Raw genomic sequence first — 18,646 nt, 5'->3', positions numbered from 1 at the left:
GACGCGAAACGTTCCGTTCCGCCTGAGTATGGAGGGCTCAGGCTGTGCGAGTCAACACGGAACGATCCGTGCCGCCTGACGGATATGCTGAGGGCATGCCGACCCGACGCCCCGAACGCCGCAGCGAGGAATCAGCCAAGGCCATCGTCCGAGCCGCCCTGGAGCTGTGCCGGGAGGTCGGCTACCGGAAGCTGAGCATCGAAGGTATCGCCGCCCGTGCCGGAGTCGGCAAGAACACCATCTACCGGTGGTGGCCCTCCAAGTCCGCCGTTCTGCTGGACGGGCTGTTGTCCGCGATGACCGTGGACGCCTCCTTCCCCGACACCGGCGACGTGGCCGCCGACTTCAAGACGCAGATCACGGCTGCCGCCGGCACCGTCTTCCGTCCCGACACCGGCCCTCACTACGCCGCCCTGATCGGTGAGGCCCAGCAGGACCCCGAACTCGCGCGCGCCCTGTGGGACCGGCTCATCAGCCACCTCACGAGCGCCGCCACCCAGCGCATCCAGAGCGCGCAACGCCGAGGCCAGATCCGTCCCGACCTCACCCCTGACCTCGTGATCGAAATGCTCTACGGCCCCGCCTACTACCACTGGCTCATGCGCCAGCGGCCCGCCGACGCGCAACACATCCACCTGATCGTCGACACCGCACTCGCCGGCCTCGCCCCGGCGAACAGCCGCCCGGACGTTCCTCCCGCCGGGAACGGCGAAGAGCGGGCGGAGTCGCCGTGAGGGCGGCCGGCGAGAGCGCGCGAGATCCGGCCTGAAGGCCCGGACCGGGTGCTGGATCTGGCCGGGAAGGTCGTCGTGGTGGCCTGAAGATCACTAATAACCGATATTTCCGCCCTGTTTTAGCAGTATGTTGTGAACTTCGCTTGAACGACCGGGAGGCGGGATGACACCACCGACGGAGCCGTTCAGCACCGCCGGCGACCCAGAGCTGGGCCGGCTGCTGAAGGACTTCCAGCAGGAGCTGACGGCGATCGAGGGGCTGCGCGACCGGATCACCTCGGTCGTGGGCCGGGGCGAGGCGGCCGAGGGGCGCGTCGTGGTGGAGGTGACGCAGACCGGGGCGCTGGCAGGGCTCAGCATCGATCCCCGCGCGATGCGGCTCGGCTCCGACCAGCTCGCGGCGGCGATCATGGAGGCCGCCGGGCGGGCTGCGCGCGCCGCCGAGCAGGAGGCCAACGACATGGTGGCGCCGTTCATCGCCGGGACGCTGCTGAACGAGGACGACACGGGCAGTACCCGGTGGCGCTGAACGTCAGCCCCGGCCGCGCGAGCATCTACGGCCTGGGCACCCTGGGCATCGCGGCCTTCGTGTTCAAGATGCTCGCCACGCCCTACCCCGAGGGCGATCCGGACCGGGCGCGCCAGGCGGGTGCCGTCTGGAAACGCCTGGCCGACCGGATCGAGAAGAGCCCCGACCGCACCTACCCCGCCGCGCAGTCGGTGTGGCGCAAGAACGACGGGGCCGGGGTGGAGGAGTTCAAGAAGACGGTGACCGCCGCGCTCTACCCGCAGGCCGAGGAGAACGCCTTCACCGCCAGGCTCGCCAAGCGGTGCCGCGACAACGGCACGGCCTGCGACGACTTCGCCGAGACGCTCGAGGCGGCCAGGGACGCGTACTGGACGCTGGCCCTGGCCAACCTGGCGAGCTTCGTCTTCATCACCACCTTCCCCTGGCAGGCGGGCTGGGCGTACGAGATCACGCAGATCCTCATCCGGCGGGCGCAGGCCCGGCTGCTGGCGAAGTTGCTGGAGCACAGCATCGCCAAGATCGTGCTCAGCAAGCTGACGGAGTACACGATCGGCAGCACCTTCTTCGCCGTGGGCGACGTGGGCGTCGTGGCGGGCGTCAAGGCGCTGCGCGGGGAGGACCCCGGCTCGCTCGGTGAGAACGCGACGCAGGCGATGAAGGAGTTCGCCGCGTCGGTCGCCTTCTACGGGGTGTTCGACGCGGCCATGCCGCTGGCCAGGAAGGCGACCTCGAACCTGGACGTCCAGTACTTCCTGAGCCGCCTGGCCGGCGGATCGGCAGGGTACGGCCCCGCGTACGAGGCCCTGAACGGGCAGTCGGGCGCGGAGCTCGTCCCCACCTGGGAGCAGACCCTGAGCCGGGTGCTGCTGTACTTCACCATGGCGCACAAGCCGGCCGGAGGTTGAGGAGGCGGCATGGAGATCCACAAGAAGCAGCTCCGCTCGGCGGCGACCGCGTTCGAGACCGAGCGGAGCGACCTACGCAGGTTCGTCGCCGCGGCGGCCGACGACCTGAACGCCATCGGCGACTTCTGGGGCGGCACCCAGGAGGGCACGACGTTCCTGAAGGGCCAGGGCGGCGGCAGCGGGTACGAGGCGGTCACCGGCCAGATCATCGAGGGCGTCGACGTGCTGCTCGACGCCCACCAGGAGATCGCCGGGCGCCTGCGTCTCATGGCGGACAACGTGCAGGTGGCCGACTGGGCCGGCCTCGCCGCGACCCTGTCGAAGCTGCCCCCCGCCGACCCCGAACGGCCGATCTGGGGCACGGGCTGAGCACCTGAGTTGCAGCACCAGGATCGCCTGCACGGGTGCGGCCTGGCCTTCCGGGCGGCTGTCACGTCATGCACGGCGCCCGGCGGCGCGGGCGAGGCACGGGTATGCCACCGAGCGGAGTATGTGCTGACCGCTATATTCTATGTCGGCCAACATAGAAGCGAGGAGGTTCCATGCGCTGGGTGACCTACGCGACCGGCACCGGTGACCGCACCGGCGTGCTCGGCGAGGATCTGATCCACCCCGTCCCGCCGGGCGTCGGCCTGATCGAGCTCATCAGCCGGGGCACGGACGGGCTGCGCGCCGCCGGGGAAGCCGCCTTAGCGTCGAACGAGCGGCCGGTCCCGCTGGCCGGCGCGAAGCTGCGCGCGCCGATCCCGCGCCCGCCGTCCGTCCGCGACTGCCTGTGCTTCCTGGAGCACATGCGCAACTGCCAGCAGGCCTCCGGCGCGCCTCGTACGCTCAAGGACGTCTGGTACGAGATCCCCGCCTTCTACTTCGCCTCACCGGCGACGATCGTCGGCCCGTACGACGACGTGCCGATCTCCCCCGGCAGCGCCTGGTTCGACTTCGAGCTGGAGATCGCCGCGGTCATCGGCCCCGGCGGCCGCGACCTCACCCCCGAGCAGGCCGAGCAGCACATCATCGGCTACACCATCTACAACGACTGGTCGGCCCGCGACCTGCAGCTACGCGAGTCGCCGCTGGCGATCGGCCAGGCCAAGGGCAAGGACGGCGCCACCACCCTCGGCCCGTTCCTCGTCACCCCCGACGAGCTGGCGTCCTGCCGCCGCGGCGGCAGGCTCGCCCTGCGCGTCGAGGCCAAGGTCAACGGCCGCACCATCGGCTCGGGCTGTACCGACGTCATGGACTGGAGCTTCGGCGAGGTCGTCTCGTACGCCTCGCGCGGCGTCGACCTGCTGCCCGGTGACGTGTTCGGCTCGGGCACGGTCCCCGGCTGCTGTCTCGTCGAGCACCTGTCACTCGCCGACCCGGCCTCCTTCCCCGGCTGGCTGCGCGACGGCGACGTCGTCGAGCTGACCGTCGAGGGGCTGGGCGCGACCCGGCAGAGCGTGCGCGCGTCGGCGGCGCCGTACCGGCTGGCGCCCCGGCACAACCCCGACCGGCGGCCGCCTCGCCCGCGGGTCAACCGCGCCCCGTCGCGGCTGCCCTACACGCGCGGCCTGCACGAGGTGGGCGCTGGGGTGTGGGCGTGGCTGCTGCCCGACGGCGGGTACGGCTGGAGCAACGCCGGCCTGATCGCGGGCGAGGGCGCGTCCCTCCTGGTCGACACCCTGTTCGACCTGCCGCTCACGGCCGAGATGCTCGCCGCCATGGGCGGGATCACCGGCCGGCACCCGCTCACCCACGCGGTCATCACGCACGCCAACGGCGACCACACCCACGGCAACCAGCTGCTGGGGGAGACCGTCGAGATCATCGCCGCGGCGGCGACCTGCACCGAGATGCGGCACGAGCTGCCGCCGGAGATGCTGACCGCCACCCAGGTCGTGGACCTCGGCCCGGCGACGCCGTACTTCCGCGAGCGCTTCGGCGCCTTCGACTTCAGCGGCATCCGCCTGCGGCTGCCCGACCGCTCCTACGAGGGGGAGCTGATCCTGGACGTCGGGGGCCGCGAGGTCCGCGTGATGGACCTCGGCCCGGCCCACACCGCCGCCGACTCGGTCGTGCACGTGCCGGACGCGGACGTGCTGTTCGCGGGCGACCTGCTGTTCGTCGGCTGCACCCCGATCGTGTGGAGCGGCCCGATCGGCGGCTGGATCGCCGCCTGCGACAGGATGATCGCCACCGGCGCGGCCACGATCGTCCCCGGCCACGGCCCGGTCACCGACCCCGACGGCGTCCGCGCGGTACGCGGCTACCTCGCTCACGTGGTGGAGCAGGCGGATGCCGCCCACGCCCAGGGGCTGTCCTTCGCCGAGGCGATCGAGAAGGTCGACCTGGACGAGTACGCCACCTGGCTGGACGCCGAGCGCATCGTGGTCAACCTCCACCGCCGCTACCGCGAGCTCGACCCCGACGCCACGCCCGACCTGGACCAGCTCACGCTGCTGGCCATGATGGCCGGACGAGATCTCTCATGAGGCTCCTCAGACCCGCGCGCGCGTCCCTCCCGTGGCGCGTTCACGAGCTCACGCGGGCCCGCGACGCGGATGGCCGTCCTCGTCGAGCCCGACGGCCTGTTCGGGTGCCTCTGCACGGTCGCCATCGCCCCGTTCCGGCACCTCTTCGTCACCCGGCACTGACCCGGCAAGGAAAGCGGGCCTGGCGCGCCCAGCTGGAAAGGACGTCACGATGAACACCGGAAGGCGGCTGCTCCGCTGGTCGGCCGGGATCATGCTCGTGCTGGGGGCCGGACACCTGTCCCTGCTGACCGTCATCAGCCGGGACGACGTCGCCGGCTGGGCGGACCGGGGGCTGTGGGCGGCCGTCCCGCTTTTCCCCGGCGAAGGAGGGAATCTGGACAATCAGGTCGCCTTCTGGGCCGGTCCCGGCAGCTTCGCCGTGCCGCTGGTCCTCCTGGGCTGCCTGGTCTGGCATCTCGCCGGACGCGGGGTGGCCGTGCCGGCCGGGATCGGGTGGGGGCTCGCGGCGTGGTGCCTGGTGGGCGGGGTGCTGCTCGTCCCGTCACCGTACTTCGCCGGGACCGTCGCGGGGGCACTGATCATCGTGGCGGATCGGAGGGCGTCCAGAGGCCCGCTCCGGGAACGGGCGGGAGACGAATAGGCGGTGGGGAGGAGGCGCAGCCCCTTCGGCGTGTTCCCCGGGCATCCGTCGAACAGTGCGGTGAGGCTCATGTCCATGGTTACCGCCTTCACGTCTGTCTTCATGGTGAGAACCGATCCCCGTCCCGACCAGAGCGTCATCCAGGACGACCGCGAGAACGAAGCAAGGGGTTAGACGGGGGTCTGTCACACCAGTCATCCAGAAGGAGACAGGAATGCGCAGGTTGTCCAAGATCGCTATGCCCGCCGTGCTCGCGGCCGGTCTGCTCGTCGCCCCGGGCGTGCTCTCGTCCTCCGCGTCGGCGTCGTCGAGCCTGACCCTGACCGGCGGCGGCTGCGAGCCGCTCGCGCGGCGCTTCCTCTGCTCGGTCTCGTTCACGGGCGCCGTCGCGCCGGTCGCCATCCGCTGGTTCGTCAACGGCTTCAACGTCCCCGCGTTCGACAACCGGACCTTCGTCGGGATCGGCTGCCAGCCCACCTTCAGGTACGACATCCGCAGCGTGATCAGCGACGCCACCGGCGCGTCCGTCGAGTTCCGCACCTCACCCGTCTGCCGATCAGGCAACCCGTAGCGGGCAGGCCCGTGCGGGCCGGGCGCGCGGCGCCTGTCGCCGGCGAGTGGTGCCCCGGCCTTCATCTCCCGCACAGCACCGCGGAACGTGAGGTCTCCCGCGACGACACCTCACGTTCCGCGCTGGTGGCACACGTTCGAGAACGTGTGTGCAGCGCCGGAACGGCCGGGTCGCAGGGGCAGCCAGCGGGGCCACCACGGCGGCACGTTGTCCGGGCAGGAGGACACCGGGTAGTCACCGCCCGGCGAGTGCTGCCAGGCCATGAAAGCCCAGATCAGGGCCAATGAGCCGAGCACGGAGACCGCGAGGCGCGCCAGGAGGACACGTCGCCCCGGCAGGCCGGTGCCGACCCACCAGGTGAGGGTCGCCAGTGCCCACAGTGGAGCGGCGTAGAACATCAGTGCCAGCAGGTTCGCGAGCCCCGAGACGCCCACGTCGCAGGTGGCCCAGGCCCGGGCGACGATCCACACCCCGGCCAGGGCGGTGACGGCCCCGCCCAGGGCTACGGCGGCAGCTCTCACGCATCGGCCTCGATCAGCGGCACGTGCTCGCCGTTCCGCTGGTGCGCGGCGATCTCATGGTGGAAGGTCACGCCCGCCATGCTCTCAACGAACGGCGTCACGGGGTCGTCGAATCGCCAAGGTGGTCGAACCAGTTCGCTCTCCCGGTTGTGGTGCTCACCGTCCGGCAGCGGCGCGCCACGCGGCCCGGCTCTCATTCCAGGGGCAGGGGGCGGCGGGGCACGGGCGCGGTGTGGATGAGGGAGGTGGTCGTGTGCCCGTACGGTGTGAACAGGTCGAGGATCGGTTCGAGCTCGTCGACCGTCCGCAGGTGCATCGTGAAGCAGAAGCAGTCGTCACCGGTCATCCTGTAGCACTCGACAATCTGGGGAACCTCTTTGGCGATCTTGGAAATGCGGTGCAGCTCCCGGAACGCCGGGCGGATGCGCACCATCACGGTGACCGGAAAGCCGACGGCCCGCGGGTCGATCTCGGCGCGATAGCCGGTGATCACTCCTGATTCCTCCAGCCGCTGCACCCGATCGCTCACGGCGGGGGGCGACAGGCCGATCCGGCGGCCCAGCTCGGCGAGGCTCACCCTGGCGTCGAGCTGCAGCTCGGAAAGGATTCGAAGGTCGAGCGCGTCCAATTCCTTGGGTTCGTACGCCCGATCGGGCCTGATCTTTCGATTCGCCATTCTCCTAAATTAGGGGCTTGTCGAAAATGGGGCCATGCCGCCCATCGGCCCTCGCGCCGTCCTGTCCAAGGCGCCTGCATGGACCTATTTCATCGGCAGCGCCGTCTTCCACTACCTCGGTCCGGCCTTCGCCGTGCTCCTGTTCGCGAGGCTCGACCCACTCGGGGTCGCGGCGCTGAGGATCTGGAGCGCGGCACTCGTCTTCGCGCTCTGGCGCCGCCCCTGGCGGGCACTGGCCCGGCTCGACGCCGGCGGGCGTCGTACGATCATCGCCTGGGGTGCGGTGCTCGCGGCGATGAACGTCTGCTTCTATCTGGCGATCGCGCGCGTGCCCCTGGCGACCGTCGCCGCGATCGAGTTTCTGCCGGTCGTCGTGCTGGCCGCGCTCGGCGCCCGTACCGTACGCAATCTCGTGGCCCTCGTGGCCGCCGTCAGCGGTGTCTACGTGCTGACCGGCGTCCGGCTGACCGGGGAGCCGCTGGGTCTGGCGTTCGCCTTCGCCAACGCGGCGCTGTTCGCCGCCTACATCGTGCTGGCCCATCGGGCGGCGCGCGGCGTGCGCGGCGTCGGCGGCATCGACGGGCTGGCCGCCGCCATGCTCGTCGCCGGGGTGTTCGTCGCGCCCGCGGGCCTCTGGCAGGCCGCTCCCGCCATGATCGAGCCGGTCACGCTCGCCGCCGGGATCGGGGTGGGCATCTGCTCGTCGGTGATTCCGTACGTGTGCGATCAACTCGCCATGGCACGCATGGCCCGCTCCACGTACGCGCTGCTCGTGGCGCTGCTTCCGGCCACGGCGACAGTGATCGGCATCGGGGTGCTCCGGCAACTGCCCTCGCTCTCCGAACTCGCCGGAGTCGGGCTCGTGGTGCTCGCGGTAGCCCTCCACCACGAACGCCAGACCCCTGCGACCGTGCGATGACGCGGCATGGCCTGACCGTCCGTTCCCGGCAGGCCTCGCCCGGACGAGAAAGGGCCGGAAGAGGCTCGCGTCCCTCGGTCAGGATCCCGCATGGAGCTACGTGACATCGAGATATTCCTGACGCTCGCCGAAGAGCTGCACTTCGGCCGGACAGCCGAGCGATGACACCTGACTCAGGCACGCGTCAGCCAGTCCATCAAGAAACAGGAGCGCCGGTTCGGCGCCGCACTCTTCGACCGCACGAACCGGTACGTGCAGCTGACCGAGTCCGGCGAACAGCTCCGCACCGACTTGGTGCCCGGCTACCGCCTGATCCAGAATTCGGTCTCGCACGCGTTGGCGAGGGGGCAGGGCCTCACCGGAATGCTCCGGGTCGGCTTCGCCGCGGCGTGGAGTGGCAGGCTCGTGCTCAAGGCGGCCGACGCGTTCCAGGCAGAGCATCCGGACTGCCAGGTCGAGATCCGCGAGGTGCCGTTGCACGATCGATTCGGCGCGTTACGCGCCGGGCAACGGGACATACAGCTGACCGAGCTGCCCGGCGAAGAGCCGGACATCGTCAAGGGGCCGGTGTTCTTCTCGCACCAGCGCGCGCTGGTCGTGCCCGCCGAGCACAGGCTCGCCGCGGAGAAGATCGTGTCGCTGGAGGACCTGGCTTTCGAACCGCTGATTCCTCTGTCCGGCCCGCCGCGGTGCTTCACGGATCATCACTTCCCATCGCACACGCCCAGCGGGCGACCCATCGCGCGTGGACCGTCGGCCATGGTGTGGGAGGACGCCATGAACCTGGTGCTCGCGGGCCGAGGCCTGTTCCCGGCTTCGGCCGAGGCGGGGACCTACTGTGCGCGCCCGGGATTGGTGTTCGTTCCGTTCCGCGACGCGCCGCCGGTGGAGTACGGCTTGTTCCGGCGCGCCGACGGTGAGTCGCCCAAGGTCCGGGCCTTCGTCAAGACCCTCATCGAGACGCGGCCGGCTACGGAGAGCCACAGCCGGCGGGAGACGCATTCATCATAAGCGCGGGTTATCGCGTGGCTCTCGCATCGTCGTTGTCGGAGGCGACCGCCGGACACGAACTGAGCGTGACTCCGATGCGGAAAGCGAGAAGTGATGAACAGCAACCACCATGTCGTCGTGCTCGGTGCCGGGTACTCGGGCATGACGACCACCGCCCGGCTCGCTCGCCGGATGCGGCGTACCGATGCCCGCATGGCCGGGACGGGTGTCACGTTCGTACGAGGACAAGCCACCGCGATCGACCCCGAGGCCCGCACGGTGGGCATTGACGGCGGTACGACGGTGCTGCGATACGACACTCTGGTGTATGCCCTGGGCAGCTCCACGGACACCGGCAAGGTTCCAGGGGCCGATGCCCATTGTTTCACCCTCAACAGCCCGGAGATCGCCACCCTGCTGGCGGCCCGGCTGCGCGACCTCGAGGCGGCCGGCGGCACGGTGACGTTCTGCGGCGGCGGCCTTACCGGGATCGAGGCGGCGACCGAGATCGCCGAGACCTTTCCGCGGCTGGACGTCACGCTGCTCAGCCGCGACCAGCCGGGAGCCATGATGGGCGCCAAGGCACGCGCCCACCTTCATCGTGCGCTGGACCGTCTGGGCGTCACCGTCAAGGCGGGCGTGCGGGTGACCAAGGTGCGGCCCGACCGCGTCGAACTGGAGGACGGGCAGGAGGTCCCGTCGGACGTCTGCCTGTGGACCGCGGGGGTGTCGGTGTCCCCGCTGGCCAGGGACGCGGGGATCGCCACCGACGAGCGAGGGCTGATCCTGGTCGACGCGGCACTGCGGTCGGTGTCCCATCCCGGCATTCACGCGATCGGCGACGCCGCCGCGATCCGGCCGGCCTGGGGACAAGTTCACGGCACCTGCCAGAGCGGCATACCGGCCGGCCAGTACACCGCCGACACCATCGCCAGGCTGTTGCGGGGCAGGCGGGTCAAGCCGTTCCGCTACGGCTACTTCCACGAGCCGGTCAGCCTCGGCCGCCGCGACGCCGTCATCCAGTTCACCCACGCCGACGACACGCCGCGCAAGGCCTATCTCAAGGGCCGCGCCGCCATCCTCTACAAGGAGCAGCTCGTCAGCAGCACGCCCCTCAAGACCTACCGGCTCCACAGGTACATGTACCTCACGGGCACGCTGTCCAAGGGCGGCCGGGCCACCCGCGAACCCGCCGGATGAGACTGCGCTCGGGCAGCGGCGGGGGCGTCGATGCCGTCGGCCGGCGTGTCGCCGGCGTCCCTGACGGCGGTAAGCCCTTGAGCTCGAACGTTAACCGGTGACCTAAGCGGCGGTTCGATCTTTCGCGTTGTTCCGTACCGGTGGCCGGCGCGATCGTTGCCCCGTGAGCGGCGGCGGCTCACAGCCTGCCCGCGCACAGATGATCATTGCCTGCCCGCCTGCGCCGACCCGTGAAACAGCACCCGGCAATCAGGCTCTATCTCGGGGGGTGGAAGCCGCCGATCCGCTGTTCGAGCAGCTCGGCCAGCCGCAGAGGGGTGCGGTCCTCGAACATCGGGCCGATGAGCTGCACTCCCACCGGCAGGCCCTCGGGGGACCGGCCCGCTGGTACGGCGGTGGCCGGCAGGCCGGGCATGGTGGCCAGACCGGCCCAGACGAGCTGGTCGAAGTACGGGTACTCGACGCCGTCGATGTCGATGCGCCGTTCCAGCGGGTTGGGGCCGTGGTCGTGCGGGAACGCGGGCGTCGGCGTGATCGGGCACACCACGGCGTCGAACTCGGCGAACAGCTGCCGCCAGCCGTGGCGGTGGACCTCGCGGCGGTAGTTCGCCTCCATCCAGTCGCGGTGGCTGAACAGCATGGAGCGCAGCCGCACGGAGTCGAGACTCTGGTCGTCCGCGCTCAGCCCGGCGGCGCGGGTCCGCAGCTGTTCGTGCGATTCGATGGGAAAGCGTGCGACGGAGCCCGAGATCAGCAACTGCATGTAGAGCGTCGCGGCTTCGGTCAGATCGGGCAGCAGCGGACTGCGCCGTTCGACGCGGGCGCCGCCGCCGACAAGCGCGTCGGCCACCCGGTTCACGCCCGCCCGCACGGCGGACCCGGTCGGAAGGAGCGGATGCTCCTCGATCACCAGGACCCGGAAGTCGCCGAGCCGCTCATGGCGCGCGGGCGGCAGCGTCAGGTCGTACGCCACGCCGTGCGTCAGCGGGTCCGGCCCGGCCATGACGTCGAGCAGGAGCGTGAGGTCGCGGGCCGTGCGCGCCATGGGGCCGACGACGGCCAGGTCGAGGTCGGCCGGCAACGGCGGCGCCGGCGGCGCGACCATGCCGCGGGTCGCCGCCAGCCCGAGCGTCGGCTTGTGCGCGTAGACACCGCAGAAATGCGCCGGGGTGCGCAACGAGCCGGCGAGGTCGGAGCCGATGGACAACGCGCCGAACCCGGACGCCAGCGCCGCCGCTGATCCACCCGAGGACCGGCCCGGCGTGCGACTGTGATCCCACGAGTTGTTGGTGGTGCCGTAAATCTCGTTGAAGGTCTGGATGTCCTGCAGCCCCAACGGCACATTGGTCTTGCCGAGCACCACCGCCCCCGCGGCCTTGAGCCGCGACACCTGCACCGCGTCCTCGGCCGGCACGAAGTTCCGGTGCGACGGCATGCCCCAGGTAGTGGGCAGCCCGGCGATGTTGTACGACTCCTTGACCGTCACCGGGATGCCGAGCAGCGGCCGGTCCTCACCACGCGCGCGGGCCCGGTCGGCGGCGCGCGCGGCGGCCCGCGCACGGTCGGCGTCCGGCACGCACATCGCGTTGATCACCTTGTCGTCCCGCTCGATGCGGGCGATCGCCTCGTCGGTCAGTTCCACCGAGCTCACTTCACCGGCACGCAAGGCGGCCGCGAGTTCTTCGGCCGCGGGAAAACTCTTTTCCATGACTTCGACTCTAAGGGCCTGTGACAGGAGCTCTTCCTCGCACAAGTCGCCCGCATCCGCCGGAGAACTCGAAACGGCCGTCCTCGCTGGCCGGTCACGCACTCATTCTGCCGCCCGAGATGGTCCAATCCCAGGTCAACAGGGTCGATGGCGGATCGACCCCAGTGGCAAGGGCATGGAATTCCGCTTCGCGCAACGAGATGGACATCTCAATTCTCGTGAGGAATCCCGTCGATTCCCGGCTGTTCGTTCGGCTGCTGGCCACAGGGTGCGGGGATTGTCCAGTAGAAAGGGGTAAGTCATGTCAGAATTCTTCTGCCGGCACACCCCTTCTTCCTGACTGTGAGGTTCCGCAGTTGTCCACCGATCTGTACGGTGTCCGCGTGCTCGCGCTCGACCCCGAGCGCCGCAAGGTGACGTTCAAGGTCTTCGTCGTCCACTACGACACGCGCGCCAGGACCTGCCCGCCGCTGCCGGATGAGCCCGGCTTCTTCCTCGACGTCTTATGGCAGCGGGGGCGGTGGGAGCATCCGCTGGGCGAAGCGATCACCGTGGACCAGATCCTGAACGAGGAGTGGGTCAACCTCCACAGCCGGTGGTTCATCGAGGACATCGAGCGGACCTCGACCGCCAACCACCCACCCCGGAACGAGGACTTCGAGCGGCTCAGCGACTTCTCCTACGAGCGCCTGGGCGGCTGGAAGGACGAAGAGCTGCTCGTCCAGGCCGATTACGACGTGCGGGTGACCGATCCGCGCTGGCTGGAGCAGTTGAGCGTCGGCGACGCCTGGGGCACGGCGGCCTACCCCATGGCTGCCGACGACGTGCGCCGCGAGGAGGCTGCGTACGTCCCGGACCTGCGCAACGCGGTCACGCTCATGCCCTTCGCGGGCCGGTCCAAGGAGGCGGGCACGCCGGGTGGGCTCGCCTTCTCGGACGACGGCCGCTTTCTGGCGGTCGCCAGCGACAAGGACGGGCTGGTGATCTACGACACTGGCGGCTGGACCGAGCACGCCGATGTCGACGGCGTGACAATAGGGCTCTTCCCCCAGCTCACCTGGGTTCCCGGGAAGCACGTGGTGGTGCTGACTAGGTTCCACGGAGGCGGGCAGTGGGCGTACGACGTGGGCGCGCGCGCCTCCGTCGACGTGCCGCGTCAACCAGGGAGGGCCCGGTCCCGCACGGGCCGCTATCGCGTGGACTACGGCGAGGGCTACTGGCTCGACGCGTTCGTCGGCGATTGCGGCAGAGCTGAGGGCGTCGTGCCCGCCGGTGCGGACGATCCGGAGTTCACCGTCGAGTCGGCGGCTTTCACCGCGGACGAGTCCCGGCTGTTCGTGGCAGGCGTGGGCGCGAACATCCACGTCCTGGATCCGTCGACCGTGAGCATCGTGGACACCATCGCCGACGTCGGGGAACAGGTGAGTGGTCTGGCGGTGAGCCCGGACGGCGCCTATGTGGCGGCAACGGCCGGCACGAACCGGTACTACGAGCCCGGTGAGCACGAGTTGTGCGTCTGGAGGATCGCCGACCACAAGATCGTCACGCGCCGCCGCGGCGGCATCTACGGCGGGCCGCTGGCCTGGTCACCGGACGGCCGCTGGCTGGCGGCCAACGTGATCACCGGCCTCGACGGCTACGGTGGTGAGACGCGGATCTTCCCGATCGGGCTGCCCGCCGACCCGCCGGCCGGTCTGCTCGGGTAACGGACCGTCGTGGCCGCCCCGTGATCGTCGTTGGCCTCCGGCGAGGGGAGTCGCTGCCGGGCCGACAACGAGCGCAGCTCAGCGGTGGCCCAGCGGCTCGGCATGACGCTGGAAGGTGTGCGACGCGAGGCGTGGCCGTATGAGGGTGTGCGGTACGACAAGCAGCTCTGGGCGGTCCTCGCTTCCGAATGGCGGGAGTCGGCCGGTGAGCGGCGACGGCTCCGCCCGGCCGGCAGGCCGCCGATCTGACGACCTCCCGGATCAGGAGCGTCGCACAGGTCCTGTGATCAGGGCTGCGGGCTCACCGGCTGGTCGCGCCGGGACTTCCTGCCGGCCTGGCGTCGGCGCTCGGTTCGATCCCGCCGGCGGTGGCGAAGTCGGGAAGGTCGGTGGACAGCAGCCCGTCGGCGGCGCCGTCGAGGAGCCGGGCCAGGTGCGTGGAGCGGGGCAGCATGGTCTGCTCGTAGGCGTGGACGGCCGCGTCGATGGTGCCGTGGTGGGCGATGGCCAGGGCGAGCTCGCACGCGTCCAGCAGGGCGAGGTTGACGCCGACGCCGAGCGGGGGCATGAGGTGGGCGGCGTCGCCGAGCAGGGTCACCGTGGAGTGGTGCGCCCAGGTGTGCGGGACGGGCAGGGCGAAGATCGGGCGGTCGACGTACGGGCCCTCGTTGTCGGTGATCAGCCGGCGCAGGCGGGGCGACCAGTCGCGGTAGCGCTCCAGGAGGAGGGCGCGGATGCCGTCGGTGGCCCCGTGGCTGAGACCGGCGGCGGCGATCCAGTCGGCTGGGACGCGCTGGACGAGGTAGACGCGGACGTGGTCGCCGCCGTTGCGCTGGGCGAACAGGCCGCGCTCGCCGTCGGCCGCGGCGGCGCTGCCCTGGCCGACGAGCTCGGCGATGGCGGGGTGCCGGGTGGTGACGTCGTGGAACCAGGCTTCCAGGAAGTGCACGCCGCTGTAGCGGGGAGTGGCCGGGGAGACGGCGCGGCGGACCTTGGACCAGGCGCCGTCGGCGCCGATGACGAGGTCGGCTTCCACGGTGGCACCGCCCGTGAAGTGCAGCCGCCGGGGGCCTTCGGCGGGGCCGCTGATCGCCTCCAGGGTGTGGCCCCAGCGCACGGTGCCGGGCTGGAGCGAGCCGAGCAGCAGGTCGCGTAGCCGGCCGCGGTCGATCTCCGGCTTGAACCGCTCGCCCTCCTGGGGGACGTGGTGGAAGAGCGTCGTGCCGGCCGGGTCCAGCTGGCGCATCTCCTGGCCCTCGGGGCGGGCCAGCCGGAAGAACTCCTCCAGGAGGCCGGCCTCGCGCAGGGCGAGCTGGCCGTTGTCGGCGTGCAGGTCGAGGGTGCCGCCCTGGTCGCGGGCGGCGGGGCCGGGGTCGCGCTCGTAGACGGCCGCGGTGATGCCGTGTCGCTGGAGGATGCGCGCGCAGATCAGGCCGCCGGGGCCGGCTCCGACGATGGCGATGCGGGGTGTCGCGGTGGTCATGGTGGTGCTCCGTTCGTGTCGTGGGGGCGCTCCAGAAAAGCACACCGACTCAATAAGTGCAACAACACAACTTTTGAAGTCGGTTAACCGGAGAGGTAGGATGCCGGGTATGCCCAGCATCACGCCCGACATCGCGCCCGACACTGCGCCGATGGGGCGCCGCGAGCGCAAGAAGGCCGCCACCCGGCAGGCCATCGCCGGCGCCGCGCTGCGCCTGTTCCTGGAGCGCGGATACGACGCGGTCGGCATTCGCGAGATCGCGGACGCCGCCGACGTGTCCACCACCACGCTGTTCAAGCACTTTCCGGTCAAGGAGGCCCTGGTCTTCGACGAGGAGCTGGACCAGGAGGCCCGCCTGATCGCCGCCGTCCGCGACCGGCGCGCGGGCCTGTCCATCCCGGCCGCGCTGCGCGACCATGCCCTCACCACCCGGCTGGCCGCCCCCGATGGCGACCCCGGCTTCGCCGCCTTCGCCGACCTGGTGACCAGAACGCCCGCGTTGCGCGACTATGCCCAGACCATGTGGCTGCGCCACACCGCCGCGCTCGCCCGGGCCATCGCCGAGGAGGGCGGCCTCGCCGCCGACGACCCCGCCTGCACCGCCCTGGCCCACTTCGCCCTCGAAGCCCCCCGCGCCGCCTGCGCCCACGACGACCCCCGGCAGGCCATCACCCGGGCCTTCGACCTCCTGGAACACGGCTGGAGCGCGCTCGCCGCGGGCGGAGCGTGAGCAAGCGCCTCGCCTGCGCGTGCGTAGAGACCGCCTCGGCTGACATCGATCCAGGCTCGGGCCGGGAAGGGGCGGTCTGAGCCCGCTGCGCGGCGAGGTGGCGGCGTTTCGACCTCTCGTTTCCGCGCCCAGGCTCGGGCCAGGCCGCCGGTCGGCTGCACTCCGCATGTCGCTGCGGACGTGGCGTCCGTGACCAGGGCTGTCGCGCCTGCCTGTGCCGCTCCAACCGGTCGAGGACAAGGCCGAGGTCCTGGACGTCACCTCGGCCGGCCTTGGTCGCCTCGCGCACGCCGGCCGCCGGCGCCGCCTCGAGGCGCCTGGTCCGGCGTCCCAGCAGGCGCTCGGCGATCACGGCGGCCAGGCAGAGCAGGGCCGCGAGCACCGAGGAGGCGGGGAAGAGCGCGGCGCCGCCCCAGACGGTCGCGCCGATGCCGTACCGGTCGGACAGGGCTCCAGGCTCCTGGTAAGTTCGATGTGGATCGTACTTTGGGGATCTAGGGAGAAGTGCGGCGCTCGTCAAACTTGGAGTCGTCTGATGCCGTCCTGGGAGACCCCTCCGGACCGGTTGCCGCCCGTGGCCACCGTCCAGAAGCTGCTGCGTGCCCTCGCGGACCCGGTGCGCCTGGAAATGGTCCGCCGCCTGGCGACGCACCCGGCCGCGGAAGCCCCCTGCTCGGATCTCTACGACGGCCTGAACAAGTCCACCGCGACGCACCACTTCAAGATCCTGGTGGAGGCGGGCATCCTCCACCCGGTGATGGTCGGTCCCTCCCGTGGCCACCGCCTCCGCCGCGCCGCCCTCCAGGAGGCGGTGCCGGGTCTGCTGGACGCGCTGATGGAGGCCATGGCGCGAGAGGGCTGACAGGCTTCGGGGGCCCGCGCCGGGGCGCCCGTCGTGGCCTGATCGGTTGAGCCTCATCGAGGAGTTGCGCGTCGGCATCTACGGCCGGAGGAAGTCGTTCATTCACCGGGTCCCGAGGCCGCGACCGTGACGTCCGGGCGCTTGTCGATGAGTTGCTGCACGCGAAGAGCGCTGATGCCGGTTCGTGTCAGGCGGGCGGCCAGTGTCGCAGGGCCATGTCGGCCACCTTGTGGAGGTCGTCGCGGGTGGCGCCGCCGGCGGCCTGAACGGCGATGCCGTTGGCCACGGCCATGAGGTATCGGGCGAGCAGGCCGGGATCGGTCCCCGCGGGAAGGTCGCCCTCGTCGACGGCCCGCTGGAACCGTTCCCGCAGGAGCCAGATGCCGTTGTCGCGCCAGGCCGCCAGCGTGTCCCGGGCGCTGCGACCGGCCTCGCCCGCGGCCAGGGAGCCTTGGACGCCGAGGCATCCGGCGGGATGGCCGGGTGTGGTGGTGGCCTGGACGGAACCGTAGAGGAACGCTGCTGCGCGAAGGCCGGGGTGCCCGGCCACGTTCACGCTGCTGACTGCGAAGGCGGTCGCTGACGCGACGATGATCGTCCGAACGGAGATGCGCCCGGGTGTCCGTCCACCTTCGGCGGCCGCGCCATGAGCGGCTACTTCCCTCGTAGTAGGAAACGGATCGTCCTCTCGCCGGATGACCCTGCATACCCCACCCGGGCATTGTGGGAGGCGCATCACAACGTCTGCCGAAGGAGCCGAGTACGGGATGCTGCTGATCGAGGTGTTCGTGCCCAAGGGAGCACTGAGCGAAGAAGAACGACAGTCGCTGGGACGCCGGCTCATCGACACGCTGATGACCGAGGACGACAGCCATGCCACCGAGGTGCTCGACGCCCAGCGCACGCTCACCCAGGTCCTCGTGCACGAACCCGTCACGTGGGTGCTCGGCGAGCGGCCGCCGGCCGTCCCCGACGACCCGCCCCGCTACCTGGTCCGCGTCACCGTCCCGGCGTCGTGGCGCAAGGAGATGTGCGAGTACGCCGTGGACATCGTCACCGGCACGCTGAGCGAGACCGAACGGGCCGCCGGCCGCGACCCGGAACGCCTGCGTCGCCGGCCACACGCGACGGTCCTGGTGGACGGCATTTCCGAGGGCGGCGTCGGCCTCCACGGCAAGGCCATGACCAGCATGGACCTGACGGAACTCGTCTCCCGCACCTACCGCGACAACACCGCGCGAAGCCCGGCACCACCACAACCGGCACACGGCACGCTGATCGACCCGATCTGCGGGATGAGCGTGGATCTCGACGATTCGACCCTCACCCTGGTGCACCAGGGCGCGTTGTACGGCTTCTGCCACGGCCTGTGCCGACGGGCCTTCGCCGACGAGCACGGGCTGTCACTCAGCCAGTAGGGACGAAGCGCTGTCATCGCGGCGCAAGAGCTGACCGGCCGCCCGAGCCCGGGGGCTACCTCGGCCGGCGATCTGGCTGCGATCGTGGCGATCGTCCCCGTCCGGCCGTGCGGAGGGAACGTCAGCTGACCGCGACACGACGTGGCTTGCGATTGATCGTGCGGCGTCCTGATGAGCCTGCGAGAGGAGACGGACGTGGCGTCCATCCCCGTTCAGCGGTCGAACCAGCGAGCCGCTGCCGGCAGCAGCAGCACAACGACGACCACCAGCGGGAGACACAGCCAGACCCAGCTGTAGCTGCTGCTGAAGGCCAGCATGACCGCCTGGAGGGCGACCGTTACCCAACGCACCCTTCTTCTGCGAGTAGACCAGCGCCACAGCACCCAGGCCGCAAGGATCAGGAGGGCCGCGCTGTACGCGAGGAACAGCCAGGCCACAGGGTTGGCGAACGAGGGCGTGTAGACGAGCACGTAGGCCAGGTTCACCAGGAGTAACGCGGCTTGGAGGATCAGGATGAATCGGGTCGCCCTGATGACGACCGACGCTCGTTCGGCTCCGCTGATGTCCGTCACCCGCA

The 18,646-nt window shown here is 70.7% G+C and carries 20 protein-coding genes; 14 read left to right on the top strand and 6 right to left on the bottom strand.

Annotated features, from left to right (window positions below):
• Positions 1-95 precede the first annotated feature (95 nt).
• The 7 genes from HD597_RS25600 (at position 96) to HD597_RS25565 (ending at position 5,856) form a co-directional block, all read left to right on the top strand.
• On the top strand, positions 96-734 hold the full coding sequence (locus HD597_RS25600; RefSeq protein WP_253745259.1) for a TetR/AcrR family transcriptional regulator: 639 nt from the start codon (positions 96-98) through the stop codon (positions 732-734).
• Positions 735-897: 163 nt separating this feature from the next.
• Positions 898-1,263, top strand: coding sequence for a YbaB/EbfC family nucleoid-associated protein (locus tag HD597_RS25595; RefSeq protein WP_253745258.1), 366 nt, complete (start codon positions 898-900; stop codon positions 1,261-1,263).
• Positions 1,254-2,168: a WXG100-like domain-containing protein gene (locus HD597_RS25590; RefSeq protein ID WP_253745257.1), complete on the top strand. Its 915-nt coding sequence runs from the start codon at positions 1,254-1,256 to the stop codon at positions 2,166-2,168. The genes HD597_RS25595 and HD597_RS25590 overlap by 10 nt, the downstream gene beginning before the upstream one ends.
• Positions 2,169-2,177: 9 nt before the next feature.
• On the top strand, positions 2,178-2,537 hold the full coding sequence (locus HD597_RS25585) for a hypothetical protein (RefSeq protein WP_253745256.1): 360 nt from the start codon (positions 2,178-2,180) through the stop codon (positions 2,535-2,537).
• A gap of 173 nt (positions 2,538-2,710) precedes the next feature.
• A complete protein-coding gene (locus tag HD597_RS25580) occupies positions 2,711-4,642 on the top strand; it encodes a fumarylacetoacetate hydrolase family protein (RefSeq protein ID WP_253745255.1) in 1,932 nt (643 codons plus the stop codon).
• Positions 4,643-4,853: 211 nt separating this feature from the next.
• Positions 4,854-5,285, top strand: coding sequence for a DUF6463 family protein (locus HD597_RS25570; protein ID WP_253745253.1), 432 nt, complete (start codon positions 4,854-4,856; stop codon positions 5,283-5,285).
• Positions 5,286-5,499: 214 nt separating this feature from the next.
• The gene (locus HD597_RS25565; RefSeq protein WP_253745252.1) at positions 5,500-5,856 is read left to right on the top strand and encodes a hypothetical protein; all 357 of its coding nucleotides are present in this window, start codon (positions 5,500-5,502) and stop codon (positions 5,854-5,856) included.
• Between the two features lie 110 nt (positions 5,857-5,966).
• Here the strand turns inward: HD597_RS25565 and HD597_RS25560 are convergent, their stop codons facing one another.
• Together HD597_RS25560 and HD597_RS25555 are read right to left on the bottom strand one after the other, a co-directional pair.
• Positions 5,967-6,377, bottom strand: a complete 411-nt coding sequence (locus HD597_RS25560; RefSeq protein ID WP_253745251.1) for a hypothetical protein — start codon at positions 6,375-6,377, stop codon at positions 5,967-5,969.
• A gap of 193 nt (positions 6,378-6,570) precedes the next feature.
• Positions 6,571-7,053: an Lrp/AsnC family transcriptional regulator gene (locus HD597_RS25555; RefSeq protein ID WP_253745250.1), complete on the bottom strand. Its 483-nt coding sequence runs from the start codon at positions 7,051-7,053 to the stop codon at positions 6,571-6,573.
• Between the two features lie 34 nt (positions 7,054-7,087).
• Between HD597_RS25555 and HD597_RS25550 the strand changes: the two genes are divergently transcribed.
• From HD597_RS25550 to HD597_RS25540, 3 genes are all read left to right on the top strand, one after another.
• A complete protein-coding gene (locus HD597_RS25550; protein WP_253745249.1) occupies positions 7,088-7,972 on the top strand; it encodes an EamA family transporter in 885 nt (294 codons plus the stop codon).
• 168 nt (positions 7,973-8,140) lie between these two features.
• The gene (locus HD597_RS25545) at positions 8,141-8,983 is read left to right on the top strand and encodes a LysR family transcriptional regulator (protein ID WP_276084110.1); all 843 of its coding nucleotides are present in this window, start codon (positions 8,141-8,143) and stop codon (positions 8,981-8,983) included.
• Between the two features lie 93 nt (positions 8,984-9,076).
• Complete coding sequence (locus HD597_RS25540) at positions 9,077-10,162, top strand: NAD(P)/FAD-dependent oxidoreductase (protein WP_253745247.1); 1,086 nt, start codon at positions 9,077-9,079, stop codon at positions 10,160-10,162.
• 256 nt (positions 10,163-10,418) lie between these two features.
• Here the strand turns inward: HD597_RS25540 and HD597_RS25535 are convergent, their stop codons facing one another.
• Positions 10,419-11,870 carry an amidase gene (locus tag HD597_RS25535; protein WP_253745246.1) on the bottom strand — a complete coding sequence of 484 codons (1,452 nt, stop codon included), beginning with the start codon at positions 11,868-11,870 and terminating at the stop codon, positions 10,419-10,421.
• Positions 11,871-12,226: 356 nt separating this feature from the next.
• Between HD597_RS25535 and HD597_RS25530 the strand changes: the two genes are divergently transcribed.
• Positions 12,227-13,576: a WD40 repeat domain-containing protein gene (locus HD597_RS25530; RefSeq protein WP_253745245.1), complete on the top strand. Its 1,350-nt coding sequence runs from the start codon at positions 12,227-12,229 to the stop codon at positions 13,574-13,576.
• Positions 13,577-13,877: 301 nt separating this feature from the next.
• Here the strand turns inward: HD597_RS25530 and HD597_RS25525 are convergent, their stop codons facing one another.
• Positions 13,878-15,059, bottom strand: a complete 1,182-nt coding sequence (locus tag HD597_RS25525; RefSeq protein WP_253745244.1) for an FAD-dependent oxidoreductase — start codon at positions 15,057-15,059, stop codon at positions 13,878-13,880.
• Positions 15,060-15,168: 109 nt separating this feature from the next.
• On the opposite strand from HD597_RS25525, the gene HD597_RS25520 reads away from it, so the two are divergent.
• Complete coding sequence (locus HD597_RS25520; RefSeq protein ID WP_253745243.1) at positions 15,169-15,789, top strand: TetR/AcrR family transcriptional regulator; 621 nt, start codon at positions 15,169-15,171, stop codon at positions 15,787-15,789.
• Positions 15,790-16,324: 535 nt separating this feature from the next.
• A complete protein-coding gene (locus HD597_RS25515; RefSeq protein ID WP_253745242.1) occupies positions 16,325-16,651 on the top strand; it encodes an ArsR/SmtB family transcription factor in 327 nt (108 codons plus the stop codon).
• Positions 16,652-16,838: 187 nt separating this feature from the next.
• Here the strand turns inward: HD597_RS25515 and HD597_RS25510 are convergent, their stop codons facing one another.
• Positions 16,839-17,207, bottom strand: coding sequence for a TetR family transcriptional regulator C-terminal domain-containing protein (locus tag HD597_RS25510; protein ID WP_253745241.1), 369 nt, complete (start codon positions 17,205-17,207; stop codon positions 16,839-16,841).
• 211 nt (positions 17,208-17,418) lie between these two features.
• Here HD597_RS25510 and HD597_RS25505 point away from each other — a divergent pair, with 211 nt between their 5' ends.
• A complete protein-coding gene (locus HD597_RS25505) occupies positions 17,419-18,069 on the top strand; it encodes a YHS domain protein (protein ID WP_253745240.1) in 651 nt (216 codons plus the stop codon).
• A gap of 212 nt (positions 18,070-18,281) precedes the next feature.
• Here HD597_RS25505 and HD597_RS25500 read toward each other — a convergent pair whose 3' ends face one another.
• Positions 18,282-18,641, bottom strand: a complete 360-nt coding sequence (locus HD597_RS25500) for a hypothetical protein (RefSeq protein ID WP_253745239.1) — start codon at positions 18,639-18,641, stop codon at positions 18,282-18,284.
• Between the last annotated feature and the right edge of the window lie 5 nt (positions 18,642-18,646).

This window comes from Nonomuraea thailandensis (assembly GCF_024172165.1).
Lineage (GTDB): Bacteria > Actinomycetota > Actinomycetes > Streptosporangiales > Streptosporangiaceae > Nonomuraea > Nonomuraea thailandensis.
Note: the sequence above shows the minus strand (reverse complement) of the source record. Positions and strands in the feature narration are given on the sequence as shown.